Below are 20531 nucleotides of genomic sequence, written 5' to 3' on the forward strand. Positions count from 1 at the left end.
TCAGTCCTGCTGAATCTTGCCCGGGGTTTTGACAAAGACGCGAATCCATAATAAAGGGGAGCAACAATCATGCATTCGTTAAACGAGCTGAAACTCGCCGTGATCGGTCTGGGCTATGTTGGATTGCCGCTTGCGGTGGAGTTCAGCAAGCATCGCCCGGTAGTGGGTTTCGACATCAACGGCACCCGCATCTCGGCGTTGCGTGAAGGACGGGACGTCACGCTCGAAGTCTGCAATGAAGAACTGGCCGCCGCCACGGGCATGACGTTCACGTCGGACGCGGAAGAGCTGAAAGCCTGCAACGTGTACATCGCAACCGTTCCGACGCCGATCGATGACTACAAGCGTCCCGATCTCAGGCCCTTGATCGGCGCCAGCGAAACCATCGGCAGAGTGCTGAAAAAGAACGACGTGGTCATCTATGAATCGACCGTCTATCCGGGGGCGACGGAAGAGGAATGCGTGCCGGTTCTCGAGCGGACCTCGGGGCTGAAATTCAACGTGGATTTCTTTGTCGGCTACAGTCCGGAGCGGATCAATCCCGGCGACAAGGCGCACCGCGTGACGGATATCCGGAAAGTCACCTCGGGATCGACGCCGGAGATCGCTGAACTCGTCGATCAGCTGTACCGCGAGATCATCGTCGCGGGCACGCACAAGGCGAGCAGCATTCGCGTCGCCGAGGCGGCCAAGGTCATTGAGAACACGCAGCGCGACGTCAACATCGCGCTGATCAACGAACTGTCGATCATCTTCAACAAGATGGGAATCGATACGGAGTCGGTCTTGCAGGCAGCCGGAACCAAATGGAACTTTCTGCCCTTCAGACCGGGTCTGGTGGGCGGGCATTGCATCGGCGTCGATCCGTATTATCTGACGCACAAGGCGCAGGCCATTGGCTATCACCCGGAGATCATCCTCGCCGGCCGGCGCCTGAACGACAGCATGGGCGGTTATGTCGCGTCGCAACTCGTGAAGGCGTTGACCAAGCGGCAGATCGGCGTCTCCGGTGCCCGCGTGCTGATCATGGGGCTCACATTCAAAGAGAATTGTCCCGACCTGCGCAACACCCGGGTCGTCGACATCGTTGCCGAGTTGCGGGAGTACGGCGTCGAAGTCGATGTCTACGATCCATGGGTCTCGAAAGAGGACGCCCGGCGCGAACACAACCTGGACCCCATCGAGCATCCCGCCAAAGGTGTTTACGACGCGACGATTGTGGCCGTCGCGCACCGCCGGTTTCTGGAACTGGGCGCGGAAGCCATTCGCGTCTTCGGGAAGCCCGAGCATGTGCTGTACGACCTGAAATACCTGCTGCCTCGAGAGGCCAGCGATCTGCGTCTCTAGCAAATGCCACGCATATCGCACGCTACGCCATCACGACGTGATGGCTTTCTCATCTGATCCGGAGGCACGATGCCCGATCGCTACGACACAATACGGCAACAACTCGCCGGGCACCCGCAGCAGTGGCTGATTACCGGGGTGGCCGGTTTCATCGGTTCGAATCTGCTGGAGGCGCTGCTCAAGCTCGATCAGACCGTGGTCGGACTCGACAACTTTTCCACCGGCTATCAGCGCAACCTCGACGAAGTACGCTCCGTCGTTTCGCCGGAACAATGGAAGCGCTTCAGATTCATCGAAGGCGATATCCGGCGTCTGGAAGATTGCGTGAGCGCCGTTCATGGCGTCGATCACGTGCTGCATGAGGCGGCGCTGGGTTCGGTGCCGCGGTCGGTGGTCGACCCGATCGCGACCCACGAAGTGAACATCAGCGGCTTCCTCAATATGCTCGTGGCCGCGCGCGATGCGCAAGTGTCGAGCTTCACGTATGCCGCGTCGAGCTCGACGTATGGCGACCATCCCGGCTTGCCGAAAGTCGAAGACCAGATCGGGCAGCCGCTTTCACCGTATGCCGTCACCAAGTACGCCAATGAACTGTACGCATCGGTGTTTGCTCGTGCCTACGGCTTCAAGACGATCGGCCTGCGCTACTTCAATGCATTCGGCCAGCGCCAGGATCCGGACGGCGCGTATGCCGCGGTCATTCCCAAATGGACGGCCGCGCTCATTGCCGGCGACGACGTCCTGATCAATGGCGACGGCGAAACCAGCCGGGACTTCTGTTTTGTCGACAACGTGGTGCAGGCGAACATCCTGGCGGCGATGGCGGATGAGGCGGCAAGGAACGAGGTGTACAACGTCGCCGTCGGCGATCGCACAACCTTGATCCAGCTCTACGACGGCTTGCGGGCCGTGCTCACCGACAACGGCGTGCGCTGCGACAAGCGCCCGGTGTTCGGGCCGTTTCGCGCCGGCGATGTCAGACATTCGCAGGCCAATGTCGACAAGGCGGAACGGCTGCTGGGCTATGAGAACAGGATTCCCTTCGTCGAAGGCTTGTCCAGAGCGATGCCCTGGTACATCGAATTCGTATCGCAAAGGTAATGCCTTCAGGCGCCCAGTCTCACGGGCGCACTTCGGCATGACAGATTCATGCGCAACGCGTCGATTCTTTTAAGGCGGTAACGTCAATGTCTCACATCGCAGGTTGGCGAAACCGTCTTGCGCAGATTCATCCTGACCATAGCCGGATCGCACGCAGTGCGGTCTGGGTTTCCATGTTCGCGCTTATCGGCAAGTCGGCGGGCGCGCTCAAGGAAATGGCGATCGCGTATCGCTATGGCATCAGCAATGTCGTCGATGCCTATCAGCTCACGCTCACGCTGATCACCTGGCTGCCGGCAACGCTTGTCGCTGTCCTGAGCGTCGTGCTGGTGCCGGCGCTGGTCGAACTGCGCGCGAGGCCAAAACAGGAGCAAGCGAAGTTTCTCGGCGAACTCGACGTGATGGCGATTGTCGTCGGCGTGGCGTTCGCGGTCATTCTCTATTTCTCCTGGCCGTATGCGCTCGACCTGATGGCGCGCAACCTGTCGGACCAAACCCGCGTGATGTCGCGCCGGATGATGCTCGGCATGGCGCCGGTCGGCATCGTCATGCTGACGATCTGCGTCTATGCCGCACGCCTCCAGGCACGCGAAAAGCACGTCAACACGCTGCTGGAGTGCGTGCCCGCGGTTGTGTTGCTGGGCTTCGTGCTGGCCTGGCACGATGCAAGCTCCCCCGCGCCGTTGATCTGGGGCAGCACGCTCGGCTTCGTCCTCCAGGCGGTGCTATTGAGCGTGCTCTCCGGGCGTGCCGACCAGATCCGCGCGCGACTCAGCTTCTCTCTCAGCTCGCCGCAGTGGCCCCACATGTACCGCGCGGTCGGTGTGTTCATGATCGGCCAGTTCATCATGAGTCTGGCCACGCCGCTGGATCAGTATTTCGTGGCCGGTCTCGGCGACGGCAACATCGCGACGCTCGGCTATGCAAGCCGCGTGCTCGGCCTGATCGTCAGCATGGGCGCGGTGGCGATCAGCAGGGCGACCTTGCCGGTTTTATCGGAGCTGTTGAGTGCAGGAGATAACGTTCGTGCCCGAAGCATCGCGCTAAAGTGGTCGCTGTTCATGCTGGCGATCAGCGGCGTGGTGGTGGTGGTGGCGTGGCTTCTCGCGCCGATGGTCGTGAAGCTGCTATTTCAGCGCGGCGCCTTTAGCGCGGCCGATACGGTGGCGGTGTCCAGCCTGTTTCGCTGGGGATTGATTCAGATTCCTTTCTATTTCTCGGTACTGGTGCTGGTTCAGCTTTTCGCGAGCCAAGGTCGCTTTAAAGCCATGGCAGGCATCGCGGTCGTGAACTTTGCTGTAAAGGCAGTTGCAAATTTCTTCCTGATTCGATGGTTTGGCATCACGGGGGTCGTTCTTGCAACCGGCGTCATGGGCGCCAGTTCGTTCGTATGCTATCTGTCTCTCACGCTGTCGAACCGGTCATTAAAGAATAAGGCAGGTCCGTTATGAAGATTCTGCTGTTCATCCATTCACTGCATTACGGCGGTGCGGAACGTGTGGCAATGAATCTGTCGAGCGAATGGGCGGCACAAGGTCAGGAAGTCTGCGTCGTGACGCTGACTTCCACGGCGAGCGACTTTTATTCACTACACGATTCGGTCGAGCGCATGACGCTCGATCTCGCGGGCGCCACTAGCGGCCTGGCGGGCGCGGTATTCGCAAATGCGCGCCGGATGCTGGCATTGCGGCGCGTGCTCAAACAGGTGCGCCCGGACGTGGTCCTCGGTATCGAGACAAGGCCCTCGATTCTGGCCATCCTGGCCGGCCTCGGCTTGCCATGCAAGGTCATCGCGACCGAGCACATTCATCCGCCGATGCTGTTCGAAGGCAAGTTCTGGGAATGCCTGCGCCGCTGGACTTACCCGTTCGCGGACAAGGTGGTCGCGTTGACGGAGAAAAGCAAGGTATGGCTGCAGGAACACTGCCATTGCAAAAGCGTCACCGTTATTCCGAATTCGATCTCGCTGCCGATTCCTGTCGTGGAACCTCTCGTATCGCCGCAAACGGTCGTAGGCGCGGAGCGTCGCGTATTGCTCGCGGCGGGACGGATGGCCGAGCAGAAGGGCTTCGATATCCTGATCGATTCCTTCGCCCGGATCGCGAGCGATTTTCCCGCGTGGGATCTCGTCATTCTCGGCGATGGCGATGACCGGCGCGCGCTCGTTGCACAAGTAGCGGCGGCGGGATTGGGTGATCGCGTGCTCCTGCCGGGCCAGGTCGGCAATATGCCTGACTGGTACGAGCGTGCGGATCTCTACGTTCTGAGCTCGCGCTTCGAAGGCTTCTCGATGACGATCGTCGAGGCGATGGCCAGCGGCTGTGCGGTGGTGAGCTTCGACTGCGACGCGGGTCCTGGCGACATCATCACCCACGGCCATGACGGCCTGCTGGTTCGCCAGGTTGGCGACCCGCAAGCACTCGCCAATGCCTTGTCGACCTTGATGAAGGATGACGAGACCCGGGCACTCATGGCATCGCGCGCGCGTGCTGTCGTCGACCGGTTCTCGGTGGCCAGGGTTTTTTCGATGTGGCGTGACGTGTTCACGCAAACCGGCGCGAAACCTTCAGGACTCGTCGATCGTCCTTCCGTGCGGGTGACGGAGTGAGTACCGGGCGCGCTGCATTCCATCAACCACGTGGACCGAATCCGGACCGTTCATGAATATCGTCTTGTTCATTAGCGCGATGCAGGATGGCGGTGCCGAAAGTGTCGCCGCGACGCTTGTCAATGCCTGGGTCGAGCGCGGCGACTCGGTCACGCTCGTCGCCACGTATTCCGGGCGGAGCGCCTGCAATTACCCCGTTTCAGCCGGCGTGAAGTTCGTTTACCTGGCTGACCTGGTGACGCGGCGAGGCCGGGGACCGCTCGCCTTTATCGAGCGCATGCGTGCGTTGCGTGCGCTCATGCGCGAGAGCAGGGCGGATGTGATCGTGTCGTTTCTGACGAATGTGAATGTCGCGACGATTCTCGCATCGCGAGGGCTCGGCATTCCCATCATCGTGAGCGAGCACACGAATCCGCTTGCCGATCGCCGTTCGTTGTTGTGGCGACTGCTGTGCCGGTTCATCTATCCGAAGGCCAATCTCCTGACCCTGCTGACCGACGACGTGGTCGCGCCGTTCAGAAAGGTCGTGCCGGGAATGAAGGATATCGCGGTGATGCCCAATCCCCTGCCCGATGGACTGTTCCTCCAGCAACGGCAACCGGCCACGGCACGCAAGCGCGTCATTTCGCTGGGACGGCTGAACAGGACAAAGCAATTCGATTTGCTGATCCGCGCCTTTTCACTGCTGGCGGACGAGTGCCCTGATTGGGACTTGTGGATTTGGGGAGAAGGACCGGAGCGCGCGGCGCTAGAGGCTCAGATCGGGCAACTGCGCATGGGAGAGCGGATTTTTCTGCCAGGACGGACGCTGACCCCGTGGAGCGAACTGGCCAAGGGACAGGTCTTTGCGATGTCGTCGAGTCACGAAGGTTTGCCCATGGCGCTGATGGAAGGCATGGCGATCGGACTGCCGGTGGTGTCGTTCGACTGTCCTAGCGGACCACGGCAGTTGACGCGCAACGGCGAGGACGGCCTGCTCATCCCGCCAGGCGACGCGAATTCCATGGCTGCCGCGTTACGCCGGCTGATTTCGGACGACCCGCTGCGCGCCGAACTGGGCAGGAAGGCCGCCATGTCGGTACGGGAACGCTATTCGTTGAAGGCGGTATTGCATATCTGGGACCAGTTGTTCGAACGGGTTGGGGCGCGTGCAAAGGCTGTTGAATCCACGCATTGAAAAAACCCAACGGCATGGTTGCGGTCGTGACCTGCCGTGTTTACATACAGCTCAGAGATTCAGGAGCGGACATGAACGGACGTAAAGTAGTTCTCTTTGCCAATACCGACTGGTATCTCTACAACTTCCGGCTCTCGCTGGCGCAGAGACTGCGGCAAGACGGATATGAAGTGGTCTTGCTGTCGCCGCCGGGAGAATTCGGACCGAAGCTGCAGGCACTCGGATTTAGCTGGCACGCCGTGCCGATGAATCGTCGCAGCCTCAATCCGTTGCGCGAACTCGGTGTGCTCGCATGGCTCGTCCGGTTTCTCCGCCGCGAAAAGCCCGACCTCGTCCACGGATTCACGATCAAGAGCGCGGTGTACGGCTCGCTGGCGAGCAAGCTTGCCGGCGTGCCCGCGCGAATCAACGCTGTAGCGGGCATGGGCTACGTCTTCACGAGCCGGGATTTGAAAGCCCGCGTGCTGCGGCCTATCGTGCGCCAACTAATGCGGTCCGCTCTGAATGGCCGACGCAATGCGCTGATTCTGCAGAATCCCGACGATGTCGCGATTTTCAAGCGGGCGAGAATTGTCGACGATCGGTCGATACAGCTCATCAAGGGGTCCGGAGTGAACTGTTCGCGGTTCTCCGCCCGGCAAGAGACCGATGAGAACACACAGGCTCCATTGCGGGTCGTGCTGGCTGCTCGCCTGTTGTGGGACAAAGGGATTGCCGAGTATGTCGAGGCGGCCCGGGCACTGAGAGATGAAAACCGCTCGGTGCGGTTTCTTCTTGCCGGCTCCCCGGACGATGGCAATCCCGCCTCGGTCCCCCGCGAGCTCGTCCAAGGCTGGGCTAACGACGGCCTTCTCACATGGTTGGGACATGTCAGCGATATGCCGAAGCTGCTGTCCGAAGTGGACGTCGTGGTGCTGCCGAGTTACCGCGAAGGCTTGCCCAAGACGCTGATCGAGGCGGCCGCGTGCGCGTTGCCGCTGATCACCACCGATGTCCCGGGCTGCCGTGAAGTCGTCAGTGGCACGGGAGAAGACGGCTTGCTCATTCCGGTGCGCGACGCCGCGGCGTTGGCCGATGCGATTCGCCTGCTCGACGACGATCGGAAGCTTTGCCGGAAACTCGGCCTTGCGGCCCAGGCTAAGGCGCTGAGTGAATTCGACGAATCGATCGTGATCAGCAAGACGCTGCGGGTGTATAGCGAATTGCTGGACCCCGTGCCTCGCGAAGTGGTCGTGGCGAGTCAGCGCGAGCGGCAGATTTGACAGATTCAGCGAAATATCCTGAAGGAGATTGAGTGGCCATGGTCGTTCCGAAATTCATATTGCGCTTCGATGACGTCACCCCGGAAATGGCCTGGTCACGATTCGATCCCTTCGATGAGCTTTCCATGGATCAGGACCTGCCGTTGCTCATCGGCGTCGTGCCGAACTGCCTCGATCAGACGCTCGTTGTCGAGCCGGCGAGAGACGCGTTCTGGGATACGGTCCGTGGTTGGGCCGATCGCGGCTGGAGCATCGCGCAGCACGGCTACACCCACCAGTACGTCACCGAGCACCCCGGGCTGTTGCGTCTCGGCAGCAAATCAGAGCTGGCCGGTCTCTCTTACGAGGAGCAGTTCGCCAAACTGCAAGCGGGAAAAACGATACTCCAGGAACAAGGCGTTTGGCAGCCGGTATTCATGGCGCCTTCCCACTCGTTCGATGAAGCGACGCTCCGCGCACTGGCCGATCTGGACTTCAAGTACCTGACGGACGGCAGCGGCGTCTATCCGTACAAGTTCGGCGCTCTGACCGCGGTGCCGCAACTGTTCGCAACGCCGCTGCATTTTGGTTTTGGCGTGTATTCCATCTGCCTGCATGTCAATACGCTCAGCGAGCCCGAGATCGACAGGATCGTTGGATTCGTGAAGAAGAACCGCTCGCGGTTCATCTCCTTTGAAGAGGCCGCGAGTGTCAAAACCTCCGTCCCAGGCGTCGCGATGGCGATGCGTTTTCTAACCTCTACCCCGTTGCGCGCGATGCGCCGCTTGAGGGGCTGAACTCTTTATGGGGTGCACGGTGCGCAATAGCCGGAGAGCGATAAATGCTTTTCTCCTCAGCAGCATGGTGGGTGCGATCACGCGTCCTCTCGCTGCGGTGGCCGACGTCGTGACCAATCAGCACGCCGCGACTGACGAGGTCATCGATCGATCGTTCGGCGTCAGCGCGGACGGCAAGACGAACGACCGTGCCGCGCTTCAGAAGGCGGTCGACAATTCGGTCGGCAAGACGCTCGTGATTACGGGCCCATGCAGGATCGACGCGGAAGGACTGCACATGCGCAGCAACAGCCGCGTCCGTTTCGCGCCCGGCGCCTCGATCAAACTGCTTCCGCATGACACGCAAAACTATGAGGTCATCCGTATCTGGGACGTGCGGCACGTGGTTCTGGAAAATCCTCGCGTCGACGGCAGTAAAGAACTGAACGCCGTGAAGGGCGGAGAGTGGGGCATGGGCATATCCATTGCAGGAAGCACCGATGTGACGATACTGTCCCCCAGCACGACCAACTGCTGGGGAGACGGCATCTATATCGCCAACAGCTTCGGCAATGGTCTGCCCTATTCGAGCGACATCCGGGTAATGAATCACTATGCCTCCGGTTGTCGTCGACAAGGTGTTTCGATTATTAGCGGCAAGAATATTCTGTTCGATCGTCCGGTGTGGGAAAACATAGCCGGTACGCTTCCTTCCGCCGGACTGGACATCGAGCCGAACGCAAACACGGACATCGTGGAAAACATCCGGATTGTGAATCCGACGACACGGCACTGCCAGTTCGGCATTCTGGTCTATCTGGAGGCGCTGCCGGGAAGCCGGGAAAAGAACGTCAGCGTCGTGATCAGCGGACACAAGGACGAAGACAGCAGGGAAGCGGCCTTCAGTGTATCCGGATTGAAGATGAAAGGCAGCGTCGTCACCGGCTATATCACGAGCAATTCGCCCACTTGGATTCGTCCGAGGAGAGACGCCTTTGTTAGCACCGACTATGACCGTGCGGGGCCGAAGATCGACATCACGAATCCCACGATCGTCCGGTAGCCGCGTTCAAAGGTGTGACGCTCAACGCGTCACACCCTTCGCACGTAGCAATGTCGCGTACATGTCCCGATACTGCTGCCAGCACACCGTAATCGAAAAGGATTCGACAATCCGCTCGCGCGCCAGTCTTCCCAGTGTCTTGCGCTGCTCCAGACTCAACGTCGCCATCTGTTCGAGCGCGTCGGACAAACTGACGGGATCGCGCGGCGGAACAACCAGACCAGTGTCGCCGACCAATTGGCCGGTATCGCCCACGTCCGTGACCACGCACGGAACGCTGCAGGCCATCGCTTCGCCCACGACCGTGGGCAAGCCTTCTGTTCGGGACGAGAGGCACAGCATGTCGAACGCCGGCATGATCCGATGCAGGTCATTGCGGGCGCCCAGCAAGTGACAGACGCCGGTCAAGCCGAGCTCGCTCATCGTGCGTGCGAGCGCCTTGTTGTTGGCATCGACGTCCTTGCCGACCATCACGAAATGGCATTCCGGCACGCGCTGATGAAGCATCGCGGCCGCACGCAGAAAGTTATCGTAATCCTTGGCGGGATTGGAGCGTCCTACGATTCCAATCAGTATCGAGCCTGGCGGCAGGCCGAGCGAATTCAGCAGCGTAGTCCTTGCGGTGGCGTCCGGCACGAACTTGCGAACATCGAAGCCGTTATGAATCACCCGCATCTTCGTGCGCTCGTAGCCGTACTCGACGTGAGTTCTGAACGACGCGTTGGCACAGCAAATGACCGAATCCGGCAACCGGTTGGAGGTCGCTGCGCCCATTCGTGCAAGCGTATTCAGAACGCGCCCGACTTTGGCCGTGGGCACTTCGGTTCGATGGATGCCCCAGACGAGCACGAACCGGTGGCGATGCCTGCTGAGCCGAAACATCAGCCGTGCTAGCAACACCGCCACACCGCCGAAAATATCCGCGTGATACATCCATGTCTGGACGACATCGGGGCGGGCTTCGACGATCCACCTGGCCAGTCGAATCAGGAGCAGCGGATTCGGAACACCGGGTCGCATTCCCAGAAACCTGACTTCCGCACCCGCTGCGCGCAGACGGTCCGCCATCTTATCCATGGCGGACAGGGAAATGATGACGTGCGTACCGCCGGCGGTGCGCGACTCCGAAACCAGGTTCAGAAGCAACGTTTCGGCGCCGCCCACCCCGAGTCCCGAAATAATATGGACAATTTTCATTTTGTTTGCACGGTACGGCATTCGGTGACGTAGAACGGCTGCTATTTCAATCGGGTCAACCCGTGTCGCGTGTTTTTAACGGAGTCGATATCCGTAATCGCGAAAGGACAATGGAAGGCTAAGTGATCGAGCCGCCGCCATACCGTTCGGCATCGAACACAGCCCGGGACAATTGTCCTTGGTCATTCCCGGATGCGATTTATTGTTTATACAAGTCTACGGACTGACGCTCCGGAATCGATGCAAGTCTTATGTGCCGTTCCGCTCGTAATGTCCAACCAAAACCTGATAGCGTGCAAGGGCGTAAGGCAAAGTTAGTTTCAAGGCCATCCAATGGCCCGATAGCAATACCGATCACCGAGCGCGGTCCGCTGAACGGCGATTACCGAGAGCACGTCTGAGCGGCATAAAAATCAACGCACCTCCTCCGGTTTGCGCAGCGCTGGCAAGCTGAAAGGCAAGAGAGGGATGAAAGTGGCAGAACAACTCAACACGAAGCTCCAGATCCATCCAATCGGCTACCGGTGGTTGCGTCCGTCCATGCTCGGATTCCTGGCATTGTCGGCGTTCATCCTGTGCAAGATCGCCGTCGGCGATCGGAGCATGTTGCTCGATCAGGACAATTACGTTGCGTACTTCAGGGATGCCGATCCGCTCTGGATCGTTCATCTCTGGTCCAGTAGCCAGTCGGTGGTGTATTTCATCGTGAAGACGATCACGGATGAACTCGGCTGGCGGCTTTGGGTGCTAGGCATCGATGCACTGGGCTTCTCACCGGACACCGCGGTACGCGTGACGGTTGTCGTGCTGAACGTGCTCATGGCGCTTGCCCTTAGCCGGACGCGCCGGCCGCTTCTCGGCCTGCTTTTATGGGCGCTTATCCCCACCGGCCTCGCGACGGTCGGGTTATTCCAGATCCGCCAGGGATTTGCCCTGTCGATCGCCATGTACTTCGCGATGTGCCGGCAGCAGCCCATTCGAGGCGCGCTTCTCGCCAGCATTGTTCACACCACCTTTGCGTATCCGGCCTTGTTCCTGATTCTCGCGCACTTTCTCATGAGGCGAAGCAAAGCGCTGGCAATCGTGGGCGTGATGGGCGCGGCGCTTGCGATGTCGCTGGCGTCAGCGTGGCTTTTCAACACGTTCGGCGGCCGCCGGCTCGAGGAATACACCCAGCAGGAAGAATTCACCTTGAACTTCCTGATATCGCTCGCTCTCTATCTGATCGTACCGATGCTCGTGATCGTGCTGCGTCGAAAGCATATCGAGCACATCGCGCGCGAAATGGTCGTCCATGAGATCGCGATCATGCATGTCGGGTTGCTCATGTTCCTGATCATTTCCTTCTTCGTCTATCCGTTCGGGACCCAGCGCATCGTCTACTACGGACCGCTGCTGTTGGCCTTCATGCTGCCGGAGATCCGCATCAAGAACTCGCTGGTCCTGTGGACCGTCGCTTTTATCCTGGCTATTTTGACTTACGACATTCACAAGAACTATCTGCTGGACACTTATAAGTACTTTCTCTGAGCGGGTGTCCAGTAGCCCCTAAGTAACGCTCGCCGATGCGAAGCGCGCCTCCTTTCCGTAGCGGGCGCAAGAGCGGGCAATCGTCATTTCATAGACATATTCCGATGCGTCGATAACCTGAGTCGGCGTATGCCGTGGCACGTCGTATTTACGCTTATTTGTCGGCTCATAAAATGATCGTGTCCGGGTTGTGTTGGGAATGCCACAGAGGAAAGATTCAAAGTGAGAGACGGTGTGCATCACTAACCTTGTCCTAAACATGCATTAAAGCGACAAGAAAATAAAAATTCCTCCGTTTATGTTGGAGACCGAGATGTTAAATCTTGCGTTTGGCTTTGTTGTCTCATTCCTGGTTATCTTTTTTATCGTACGAAGTTCGGGGTTGCACGGGTCGCTTACGATGGACCACGACTTGCGCGGCATCCAGAAGAACCACGCCTATGCGGTGCCAAGAATCGGCGGAATTGGCATTGCATGCGCCGCCACTGTCATTCCGGTCATCCAGCCGCTGTGGGCGACCGCCCCCGGGACGGGCCAACTGCTGCTCCTGTTGTGCGCCGTGCCGGCGTTCGCAGGCGGCGTGATCGAGGACATGACCAAGCGCGTGAGCCCGCGAGTGCGGCTGCTGTGCGCGCTCGCTTCGGCGCTCGCGGCCTGCTTGCTGGTGCACGCGACGCTCACGCGGGTGGATTTGCCGCTCGTCGATCAGTGGCTGCGCATCGTGCCGATCGGGATCGGCTTCACGATGCTCGGCGTCGCCGGGCTCACGAACGCGGTCAATATCATCGATGGCTTCAACGGACTCGCCTCGGTGGTGACCATGCTGATCTTCGCTTCGATCGGCTACGTCGCCCACAGCGTCAACGACTGGCTCGTCATGAGCATGGCACTGACGATGATCGGAGCGATCGGCGGCTTTGTGCTCTGGAACTTTCCAGTGCCTTCCGTCTTCCTCGGCGATGGCGGGGCTTATTTCATCGGTTTCATCATGGCGGAGCTGCTCGTCCTGTTGATCGTGCGCAACCCGAACGTGTCGGCGTGGTACGCAATGGCCGTCGCAATCTATCCGACCTTCGAGACGCTCTTTTCCATCTATCGCCGCAGGATCGTGCGCGGAAGGCCAGCAGGCGCCCCCGACGGACTTCATCTGCATACGCTCGTGTATCGGCGTGTCGTGCGAAAGGGTATCGACGGTGGCAATCTGCGCCGGCGCGCGCTGCGCAATTCATGCACCTCGGTTTATCTGTGGGTGCTGAGCCTCGTCGGTATCGTGCCGGCTACGTTCTTCTGGGACACGCCTATCGCGCTTGCCGGGGCAACGATCGCCTTCGTCACGATCTACGTTCACATCTATGTGGCGATCGTGCGCACCAGGACGCCGCGCTGGCTGGTGATCACGGGGCACGCACCGGTTGTCGCGCCGCGCGGAGCCGAGGAGCCGCGCCACTGACGTGGCGCTGCGATTTCCATTCATTTACGCAGGCAGTGTGTGAGGACGTACGTTGCGGGAGCGAAACCCGATGCACCATATGAACATACAAAGGCACGGGGAAAAGCCTTGAAAACCACGGCGAGGATCCGAGAAAAGGCGGACCTCGCAGGTAACGCCTCAAAGGGCCATGAGAAAAGAAAATGAACCACGGATACGAAACATCGCTTGTCAAGCGAGTGGTCAACCAGGTGGTGACCGGTATCATCAACGGGGATTACGACGGCGACATGCTTCCTCCGCAGGTCATCCTCTCGAAGAAGCTTGGAGTGAGCCGCTCAATCATGCGCGAAGCGATCAGCATCCTGATTTCGCGCCGGATTCTCGATGTCAGGCCTAAGACGGGGACGCGCGTTAAGCCGACGAAAGACTGGCTCATCGTCGATCATGAAGTTGCCGAGTGGCGGCTTCGCGCCACGCCCGATCCGGAGTATCTGCACGGGCTGATCGAATTCCGCAAGCTCGTCGATCCCCGTGCGGCTGCGTTCGCGGCCACCCGGGCGAACCGGCATCAGCGCATTGCTATCGCCGCCATGTATCAGAATCTCCAGCAGGCGAGCGGGGATCCCGTCGCGCGCAAGGCCGCCGAAGACGCGTTGCAGGTGGCGATCATCGACGCAAGCGGCGACACGTTGCTCAGCCAGATGGGCAATATCGTCCGGATGGGGCTGAAGGCCATGCAGCCGATCTCCCGCATGCAAGCGCTCGCGTACGACGCGCGGGTCGCCGACTACGGCAAGGTCGTGCGCGCGATCGAGGTTGGCGATGCGGAGGGGGCGAAGGCGGCGATGATGCAACTCATCAGCCATAGCGCGGACCAGCTGCTTGCGGAAACGGTTTGAGCCGAGTGTCGGTCGCCGCATTTGTCGGGCGGTGTCTGAATTAATTCGGATGCCTATAGAGAAGAAGGATGCGCGAAGCAACGGACAGCTTTAGCGCAACGAAGCACGCTTTATGAAGTCCACGCGATATTCCAACAAGGCTGAGTCGCGCAACGGACTAAACCATCGGAGGGGAATATGTGTGGAATCGTGGCTGGGATCGCGGAACGCAACGTCGTTCCGGTATTGCTCGAAGGCTTGCGGCGGCTGGAATACCGCGGCTACGACTCCTGCGGCGTGGCAGTGCTGCGGGATGGCGCGCCACACCGCGTGCGCAGTCTGACGCGCGTTCGCTCTCTGGATCTCGAGGTCCGCGAGATGGGGCTCGAAGGCTGGACGGGCATCGCGCACACGCGGTGGGCGACGCACGGCGCGCCGGCGACCCAGAACGCGCATCCCATCTTCTCGAAGAACGAGATCGCGATCGTTCACAACGGCATCATCGAGAACTTCGAGGCGCTGAAGCTCACCCTGAGCGCCGCGGGCTATGAATTCGCGAGTCAGACGGACACGGAGGTGATCGCTCATCTGATTCACAGTTACTACCAGGGCGATCTGGCGGAAGCGGTGCGTCGCGCCGTGAGCGAACTGCGCGGCGCCTATGCCATCGCAGTCTTCTGCAAATCCGAGCCGGAGCGCGTGGTGGGTGCGCGGTATGGCTCGCCGCTCGTGATCGGGATAAACGGCAAGGAATCGTTTCTTGCGTCGGACCCGCTTGCGCTGTCCAACGTAACCGACCGGTTCATCTTCCTGCAGGACGGCGACATCGCCGATCTGTCCCACAGCGGCACCCGGATCATGAACCGCGACGGCCAGCCGGTCGTGCGCGAGGCGCGCACTTTGCTCCACCCGCCCACCGAGGCGGCGCTCGGGCCGTACCGTCATTTCATGCAGAAGGAAATTTTCGAGCAGCCGTTGGCTGTGTCCAAAACGTTCCCCCGCAACAGCGCGTTCGACGCCACGCTCTTCGGGGCAACCGACCCGCAGGCGTTCGCACAGATCGACCGCATCCTGCTGCTCGGCTGCGGCACGAGTCACTATTCCGCGTTGACCGCGAAGACGTGGTTCGAGTCGATCGCGAAGATCCCGACGCAGGTCGAGATTTCCAGCGAATACCGTTACCGCGAGACGATCCCGGGCAAGAACACGCTCGTGGTGCCGATTTCGCAATCGGGCGAGACCGCCGATACGCTCGGCGCCCTGATGCATGCGCAATCGCTCGGTCAGGACCACACGCTCGCGATCTGCAACGTGGCGACGAGCGCGATCGTGCGGCAGTCGCGTTGGTCGTTCATCACGCAAGCCGGTCCCGAGATCGGTGTCGCATCGACCAAGGCGTTTACCACGCAACTCGTGGCGCTGTTTGTTCTCGCGGTGACGCTCGGCCGCTCGCGCGGGTACGTCGATGCGCAGCAGGAAGCGAGCTATCGCTCGCAGCTCTCGGGCCTGTCCACGGCGCTGCAGGGCGTGCTTGCGCGCGAACCGCAGATCATCGCGTGGGCGCACGAGATCGCGCGCACGGACAGCGCAATCTTCCTCGGCCGCGGATCGCACTTCCCGATCGCTCTCGAAGGCGCGTTGAAGCTCAAGGAGATTTCGTACATTCACGCCGAAGGGTATCCCGCCGGCGAACTGAAGCACGGACCGCTTGCGCTCGTGACCGACGCGATGCCGATCGTCGTGACCGCGCCGAACGACGGCTTGCTGGAGAAACTGAAGTCGAACATTCAGGAGGTTCGCGCCCGCAGGGGCCAGGTGTACGTCTTCGCCGATGCCGATGCGAATCTGTCCAGCGAGGAAGGGCTGCGCGTCATTCAGATGCCCGAGTACTACGGGGCGTTGTCGCCGATCCTGCACGTGCTGCCTTTGCAACTGCTCGCGTATCACACGGCGTGCACGCGAGGGACCGACGTCGACAAGCCGCGCAACCTCGCGAAATCGGTGACGGTGGAATGAAGCGCGGGGCACGTTGCATATTGATCCATCAAGACAATCCGCGATGAACACGATAAAGGTTGGGGTTCTCGTCGACGACATTGCGTTGCCGGCCTGGGTGAATCACATGCTCGGACTGATTGCCGCTGAGCAGGGGATGGAGATCGCCCTTGTCGTCAAATATGCGTATCAACGGCGGCCGGCAAGGAAAACTGCTTCGCAGGCCGGTCCGTGGCCCTTATCGCTGTGGATGGCGCTCGACAAACGGCTCGTCAAGGTTGGACATGACGCATTCAGGACCGAGTCCCTGGCCCTGGCGCTGCCAAATGTCCCGACCTTGAATGTCGAGGTGGAGAGCAAGGAATGCGGGGATCATTTCGATCCTCGCGACCTGGCGAAAATCGCCGCGCATGGCATCACCGTATTCCTGCGGCTGGGCCCGTTGCGGCCGTGCGGCGAGATCTTCGATACGGCTTCCTGCGGCATCTGGTCGTATCGGCATGGCGATGAAGTTGTCGAACGCGATGGACCGGTCGGCGTGTGGGACATTCTTCTGGACCGGACAACGACAGCCTCCGCCTTGCAGTTTCAGACCCGGGCAGGCGAACGGCCGCATACGCTGCAAAGATCATGGTCGATGACCTATCCTGTGTCGATTCACAGGAATCGCAGCCACTGCTACTGGAAGACGCTTTCGTTCGCGCCGCGAAAGTTGCGCGAGCTCAGGCAGATCGGCGAAGACAACTTCAGGCTGAAATACACGCAGGCTGATACGCCACCGGCGTTCTATTCCGGAGAAAAAATCGCCGAGCCGACCAGCGGCACCTGTGGCAAGTTCATTGGCCAGTTGATGGCGAGAACCGTCGCAAAGAAGGCAAGCGGGCTGCGCAAGTTCGAACAGTGGATGTTGCTGTACCACTTCGGCGAGAACGATCATCTCCCTGAGCGTCTTTTCGAATTCAAGCAACTGGTGCCGCCTAAGGACCGCTTCTGGGCAGACCCGTTTGTCGTCGAAAGAAATGGCGAGTATGCGGTCTTTATCGAAGAACTCGAATACTCGAAGAACAGGGGGCACCTTTCGGTTATCCGTTTCGATGCAAACGACCAGCCGATCTTGCCTCCCGTGAAGATTCTGGAGCGGCCTTATCACCTGTCTTATCCTTTCATGCTGGAGGAGGGCGGCGAACTCTATATGATTCCGGAGACGAACGAGAGCAGGGCCATCGAGCTTTATCGGTGCACGCGGTTCCCGGATCAATGGGAACATGTCATGAACCTGATGGATGACGTCATGGCCGTCGACACGACGATCTGGCGTCACGACGGTAAATATTGGCTCTTCGCCTGCATGCGGGAAAACGAGCACGCACCGCTGTCCGATGAGTTGTTTCTGTTCTGGTCGGATACGCTGTTGAGCAAGGACTGGCATCCTCATCCCTGCAACCCGATCGTGTCGGATATCAGGACTGCTCGCCCGGCAGGGAGCATCTTCGAGCATCACGGGCAGTGGTATCGGCCCGCGCAGGACTGCAGTGGTAAATACGGGCGCGCATTGTCGTTTCAGCGTATCGACGTTATCGACGAGACCACCTATAAGGAAACGTCGGCAAGCCGGATTGAAGCAAACTGGGACGCCAGCATAGATCGCGTACACACGTTCAACCGGGTGGGGAGATTGACCCTCATCGACGGGATGAAAAAGCGCGGTAAGGTGTGACTCACTGCCGGATCCGGCGCGCGGCGTCGGATCTACCGGCGATCATATATCCAGGCAGCCCGCGCAACGCGCTCGCGGCAGCGAGTCATCAAGCAAAGTCGCAGACTTCACACAGCGAATCCCGCATACAGGACCATTGAAGCGCACGGCCCCGCATCGCGCGGGGGGCTGTCATAATTCGCGTCCGTCTATATCAAGGCGTTCTCTTTCTTCCGGACGGCCCATGAATCTCCGGCGAGTCTGCGAGACCGTTATCGGCATCCCCATAGCGCCGTTCGGACGCGGCACGCGCCTTCTTTTTGTTTGCGGCCGGCTTTTCGTATTCCTCTCGCTCTCGTATTGAACCGTTGCGAACCAGTAGCCAAAGCAGGACTACGACGGTGACCCATACGGAAACGATGAGAATAATTGTGGTTGATGTGAACATGGCGAGCCTGCATATTGGAATTGATTTATGGGCGTGAACGGCGGTAAAGCGTTCAATCCAGGCGACTCAACCTGGTGCCTCAAATTTACTGATTGCCACTTTGGTCCCCCCCGTTTTGATGTATTTGATGCCGATGTTGAAGCTAAAGGCGTGCCCCTTCTGCGGCGCCGCGCACACAGAAATCAAACTGCGCAAGAATGCGCGGACAATAAACAACCCGGCTAATGGGCGATGATCGGGAGTGGTGAATGCCGCTATGGGTATACTCTTAAGAATGCGATTCTTGCTGCGGCTTAGCGGATGCCGGCATCCGCTATATAGCGCAGGGCTCATCGTCGCCCTGAACCGCAGGGAGGCCAAGGCTGGACGCGCGTGTCTTGCTAACAACTTAATGGAGCGTTATAGGAGAATGCAGGGTTGAGCCGGCGAATCGGGTGTGGCGGAGCGTGCAGCGTTGCAAATCGCGGCCACGCCCCGTGGGAATGATAAAGTCCGCATCGGTCCGCGTTTCCCTTAACCCACGGAGGACATATGACACTTTTGAGCATCATCGGGACGGTTGTTTTCGTCGCGATTGTCGTGCTCTCGCTGCTGGCGGTGATGGATGTCCTGTTATTTACGTCCAATAAAAAGAAGATTCTGAAGAACGGTGCTGGAGCGCGAAAACTAAGCGGACGTCGAAGGTGCTTGCGTAAATGAGTTGCTTCGCCTGCGCAACCTTCAGTTCGCCCTCGGCTCGCAGGTTGCGGTGAAGCGGCTCTCGCACCGGGCGATCCTCTGACCGCATCATCAGGGCGCCTGGACGGGCGGCCCCCCGGCCGTGAGCGCATCCAGATCCATCGCGTCGGCGATGGCTTGCAAGCCCGCCTCGTTCGGATGGAGGTTATCGCCGCTGTTATAGGCCGGCAGCAAAACAGCGGGATTGGCGGGGTCGCTGACTGCCTTCGCCTGATCGAGTACCGCATCGCAGCCGCTTGTCGAACTCAGGATGAAGGCGTTCACGTCCTGACGCGCAGCTTCGATGGCGCCCGTTGCGGCAAAGGGCGTCAGCGTCGAGCAGATCGCCTTGATGTCGGCGCGGTGCGCGCGCTCGATGAGCTGTCGCAATGCGCCGATCAACCGGGGAGCCGTGGACGGGTTGTCGGTGTTCAGATCGTTGATTGCATCGTCCGAGATGACCACCCATTTCGCGCCCGGTTGCTGGAGCACGTCGCGATTGAAGCGTCTAAGACCAGCCTGTCCGGCGTTATTGGTGAAGAAGTCATTTCCGCTGATGCCCTGGTTGAGCACGCCCACAGTCATGCCAGCCTGTTGCAGCCGTATTGCGAGGCGATTGGGCCAGCGACGGTTTCCATTGACGCTCGACACGAGGCCGTCGGTTATGGAAGCGCCAAACGTGACCACCGCGCCCGTTGCGGCCGGGTTCAGTACGTCGAGATTCGTCAAGAAATAGTAGGACTGGCCGCCTGGGGAGGGCGTGCTCCCGCCGGTGAAGGCCGGGTCGGCGCCAACGTCTCCAGCGGCGATATACATGTCTTGCAGGCCGTCGACGTGGCCTGTCGAACGCGGAGCCGTCTGCACGGGTAGATAGAGGCTGATGGCGACATCGGTGAGCGGCGAGAACTCGAACGCGACCGGGTCGCTCACGACCGAGGCGCCCACGGGAATCGTCACATTCGGCTGACCGCCGAACGTGACGGCGCGGTCGCTGCCGACCGCCGTTTCCTGACCTCGCGCGCGCCGCGCGATTCGCGCTTCGCCGATTACCAGCGGCTCCGAGCCGAAAAGGTTCGACAGATGGATTCGCGCCGACGTCCCGCCGATGCTGGTGCGCACGATCTGCCGCAACGTCTGGTTATTGAAGCCGGCATCGTCGGTGATGGAGGGCGAAACCGACCACGTGCCTATCCAGGCCGCGGACGGCTCGACGCCTTGCACACGGTTGCTGGCTGCATCAGGCAGCACGATAAAGATGACTAGGGCCGCTTTCAGAAGCGCCGGGATCCATCGTTTCACATTCTGTTCCTCGTGGAAGGCCGAGC

At 60.0% G+C, this 20531-nt stretch carries 17 protein-coding genes; 15 read left to right on the top strand and 2 right to left on the bottom strand.

The window, feature by feature from the left end:
• Window positions 1-69: 69 nt before the first annotated feature.
• The 8 genes from tviB to HF916_RS17255 all read left to right on the top strand — a co-directional run bounded on the left by tviB (window position 70) and on the right by HF916_RS17255 (window position 9313).
• The gene (gene tviB, locus HF916_RS17220; protein ID WP_168790083.1) at window positions 70-1347 is read left to right on the top strand and encodes a Vi polysaccharide biosynthesis UDP-N-acetylglucosamine C-6 dehydrogenase TviB; all 1278 of its coding nucleotides are present in this window, start codon (window positions 70-72) and stop codon (window positions 1345-1347) included.
• A 69-nt stretch (window positions 1348-1416) separates the two neighbouring features.
• Complete coding sequence (locus HF916_RS17225; RefSeq protein WP_168790084.1) at window positions 1417-2448, top strand: SDR family oxidoreductase; 1032 nt, start codon at window positions 1417-1419, stop codon at window positions 2446-2448.
• Between the two features lie 86 nt (window positions 2449-2534).
• Window positions 2535-3899, top strand: a complete 1365-nt coding sequence (murJ, locus tag HF916_RS17230; protein ID WP_168790085.1) for a murein biosynthesis integral membrane protein MurJ — start codon at window positions 2535-2537, stop codon at window positions 3897-3899.
• Entirely contained in the window at window positions 3896-5056 is a 1161-nt protein-coding gene (locus tag HF916_RS17235; protein WP_168790086.1) for a glycosyltransferase family 4 protein, read from the top strand. The genes murJ and HF916_RS17235 overlap by 4 nt, the downstream gene beginning before the upstream one ends.
• Before the next feature lie 52 nt (window positions 5057-5108).
• Window positions 5109-6233 (top strand): glycosyltransferase family 4 protein, encoded by a 1125-nt coding sequence (locus HF916_RS17240; RefSeq protein ID WP_168790087.1) that lies wholly within the window; start codon window positions 5109-5111, stop codon window positions 6231-6233.
• Entirely contained in the window at window positions 6230-7495 is a 1266-nt protein-coding gene (locus HF916_RS17245) for a glycosyltransferase family 4 protein (protein ID WP_240975566.1), read from the top strand. The genes HF916_RS17240 and HF916_RS17245 overlap by 4 nt, the downstream gene beginning before the upstream one ends.
• Before the next feature lie 38 nt (window positions 7496-7533).
• Window positions 7534-8271, top strand: coding sequence for a DUF2334 domain-containing protein (locus HF916_RS17250; RefSeq protein ID WP_240975659.1), 738 nt, complete (start codon window positions 7534-7536; stop codon window positions 8269-8271).
• Window positions 8272-8380: 109 nt separating this feature from the next.
• Entirely contained in the window at window positions 8381-9313 is a 933-nt protein-coding gene (locus HF916_RS17255) for a right-handed parallel beta-helix repeat-containing protein (protein ID WP_240975567.1), read from the top strand.
• A 21-nt stretch (window positions 9314-9334) separates the two neighbouring features.
• Here the strand turns inward: HF916_RS17255 and HF916_RS17260 are convergent, their stop codons facing one another.
• Window positions 9335-10510, bottom strand: a complete 1176-nt coding sequence (locus tag HF916_RS17260; RefSeq protein WP_168790090.1) for a glycosyltransferase — start codon at window positions 10508-10510, stop codon at window positions 9335-9337.
• Window positions 10511-10978: 468 nt separating this feature from the next.
• On the opposite strand from HF916_RS17260, the gene HF916_RS17265 reads away from it, so the two are divergent.
• The 7 genes from HF916_RS17265 (at window position 10979) to HF916_RS17295 (ending at window position 19188) form a co-directional block, all read left to right on the top strand.
• Window positions 10979-12040: an EpsG family protein gene (locus HF916_RS17265; protein ID WP_168790091.1), complete on the top strand. Its 1062-nt coding sequence runs from the start codon at window positions 10979-10981 to the stop codon at window positions 12038-12040.
• 313 nt (window positions 12041-12353) lie between these two features.
• Complete coding sequence (locus tag HF916_RS17270) at window positions 12354-13490, top strand: MraY family glycosyltransferase (RefSeq protein WP_168790092.1); 1137 nt, start codon at window positions 12354-12356, stop codon at window positions 13488-13490.
• 182 nt (window positions 13491-13672) lie between these two features.
• Window positions 13673-14371: a FadR/GntR family transcriptional regulator gene (locus HF916_RS17275; protein WP_168790093.1), complete on the top strand. Its 699-nt coding sequence runs from the start codon at window positions 13673-13675 to the stop codon at window positions 14369-14371.
• Window positions 14372-14548: 177 nt separating this feature from the next.
• Complete coding sequence (gene glmS / locus HF916_RS17280; RefSeq protein WP_168790094.1) at window positions 14549-16366, top strand: glutamine--fructose-6-phosphate transaminase (isomerizing); 1818 nt, start codon at window positions 14549-14551, stop codon at window positions 16364-16366.
• A 43-nt stretch (window positions 16367-16409) separates the two neighbouring features.
• A complete protein-coding gene (locus tag HF916_RS17285) occupies window positions 16410-18062 on the top strand; it encodes a glucosamine inositolphosphorylceramide transferase family protein (protein WP_168790095.1) in 1653 nt (550 codons plus the stop codon).
• 454 nt (window positions 18063-18516) lie between these two features.
• Window positions 18517-18714, top strand: coding sequence for a hypothetical protein (locus tag HF916_RS17290; protein WP_168790096.1), 198 nt, complete (start codon window positions 18517-18519; stop codon window positions 18712-18714).
• 306 nt (window positions 18715-19020) lie between these two features.
• The gene (locus HF916_RS17295; RefSeq protein WP_168790097.1) at window positions 19021-19188 is read left to right on the top strand and encodes a hypothetical protein; all 168 of its coding nucleotides are present in this window, start codon (window positions 19021-19023) and stop codon (window positions 19186-19188) included.
• 90 nt (window positions 19189-19278) lie between these two features.
• Here HF916_RS17295 and HF916_RS17300 read toward each other — a convergent pair whose 3' ends face one another.
• Window positions 19279-20505 carry a GDSL-type esterase/lipase family protein gene (locus tag HF916_RS17300; protein ID WP_168790098.1) on the bottom strand — a complete coding sequence of 409 codons (1227 nt, stop codon included), beginning with the start codon at window positions 20503-20505 and terminating at the stop codon, window positions 19279-19281.
• Window positions 20506-20531 lie beyond the last annotated feature (26 nt).

Origin of the sequence: Paraburkholderia aromaticivorans, assembly GCF_012689525.1 — a bacterium.
Classification (GTDB): domain Bacteria; phylum Pseudomonadota; class Gammaproteobacteria; order Burkholderiales; family Burkholderiaceae; genus Paraburkholderia; species Paraburkholderia aromaticivorans_A.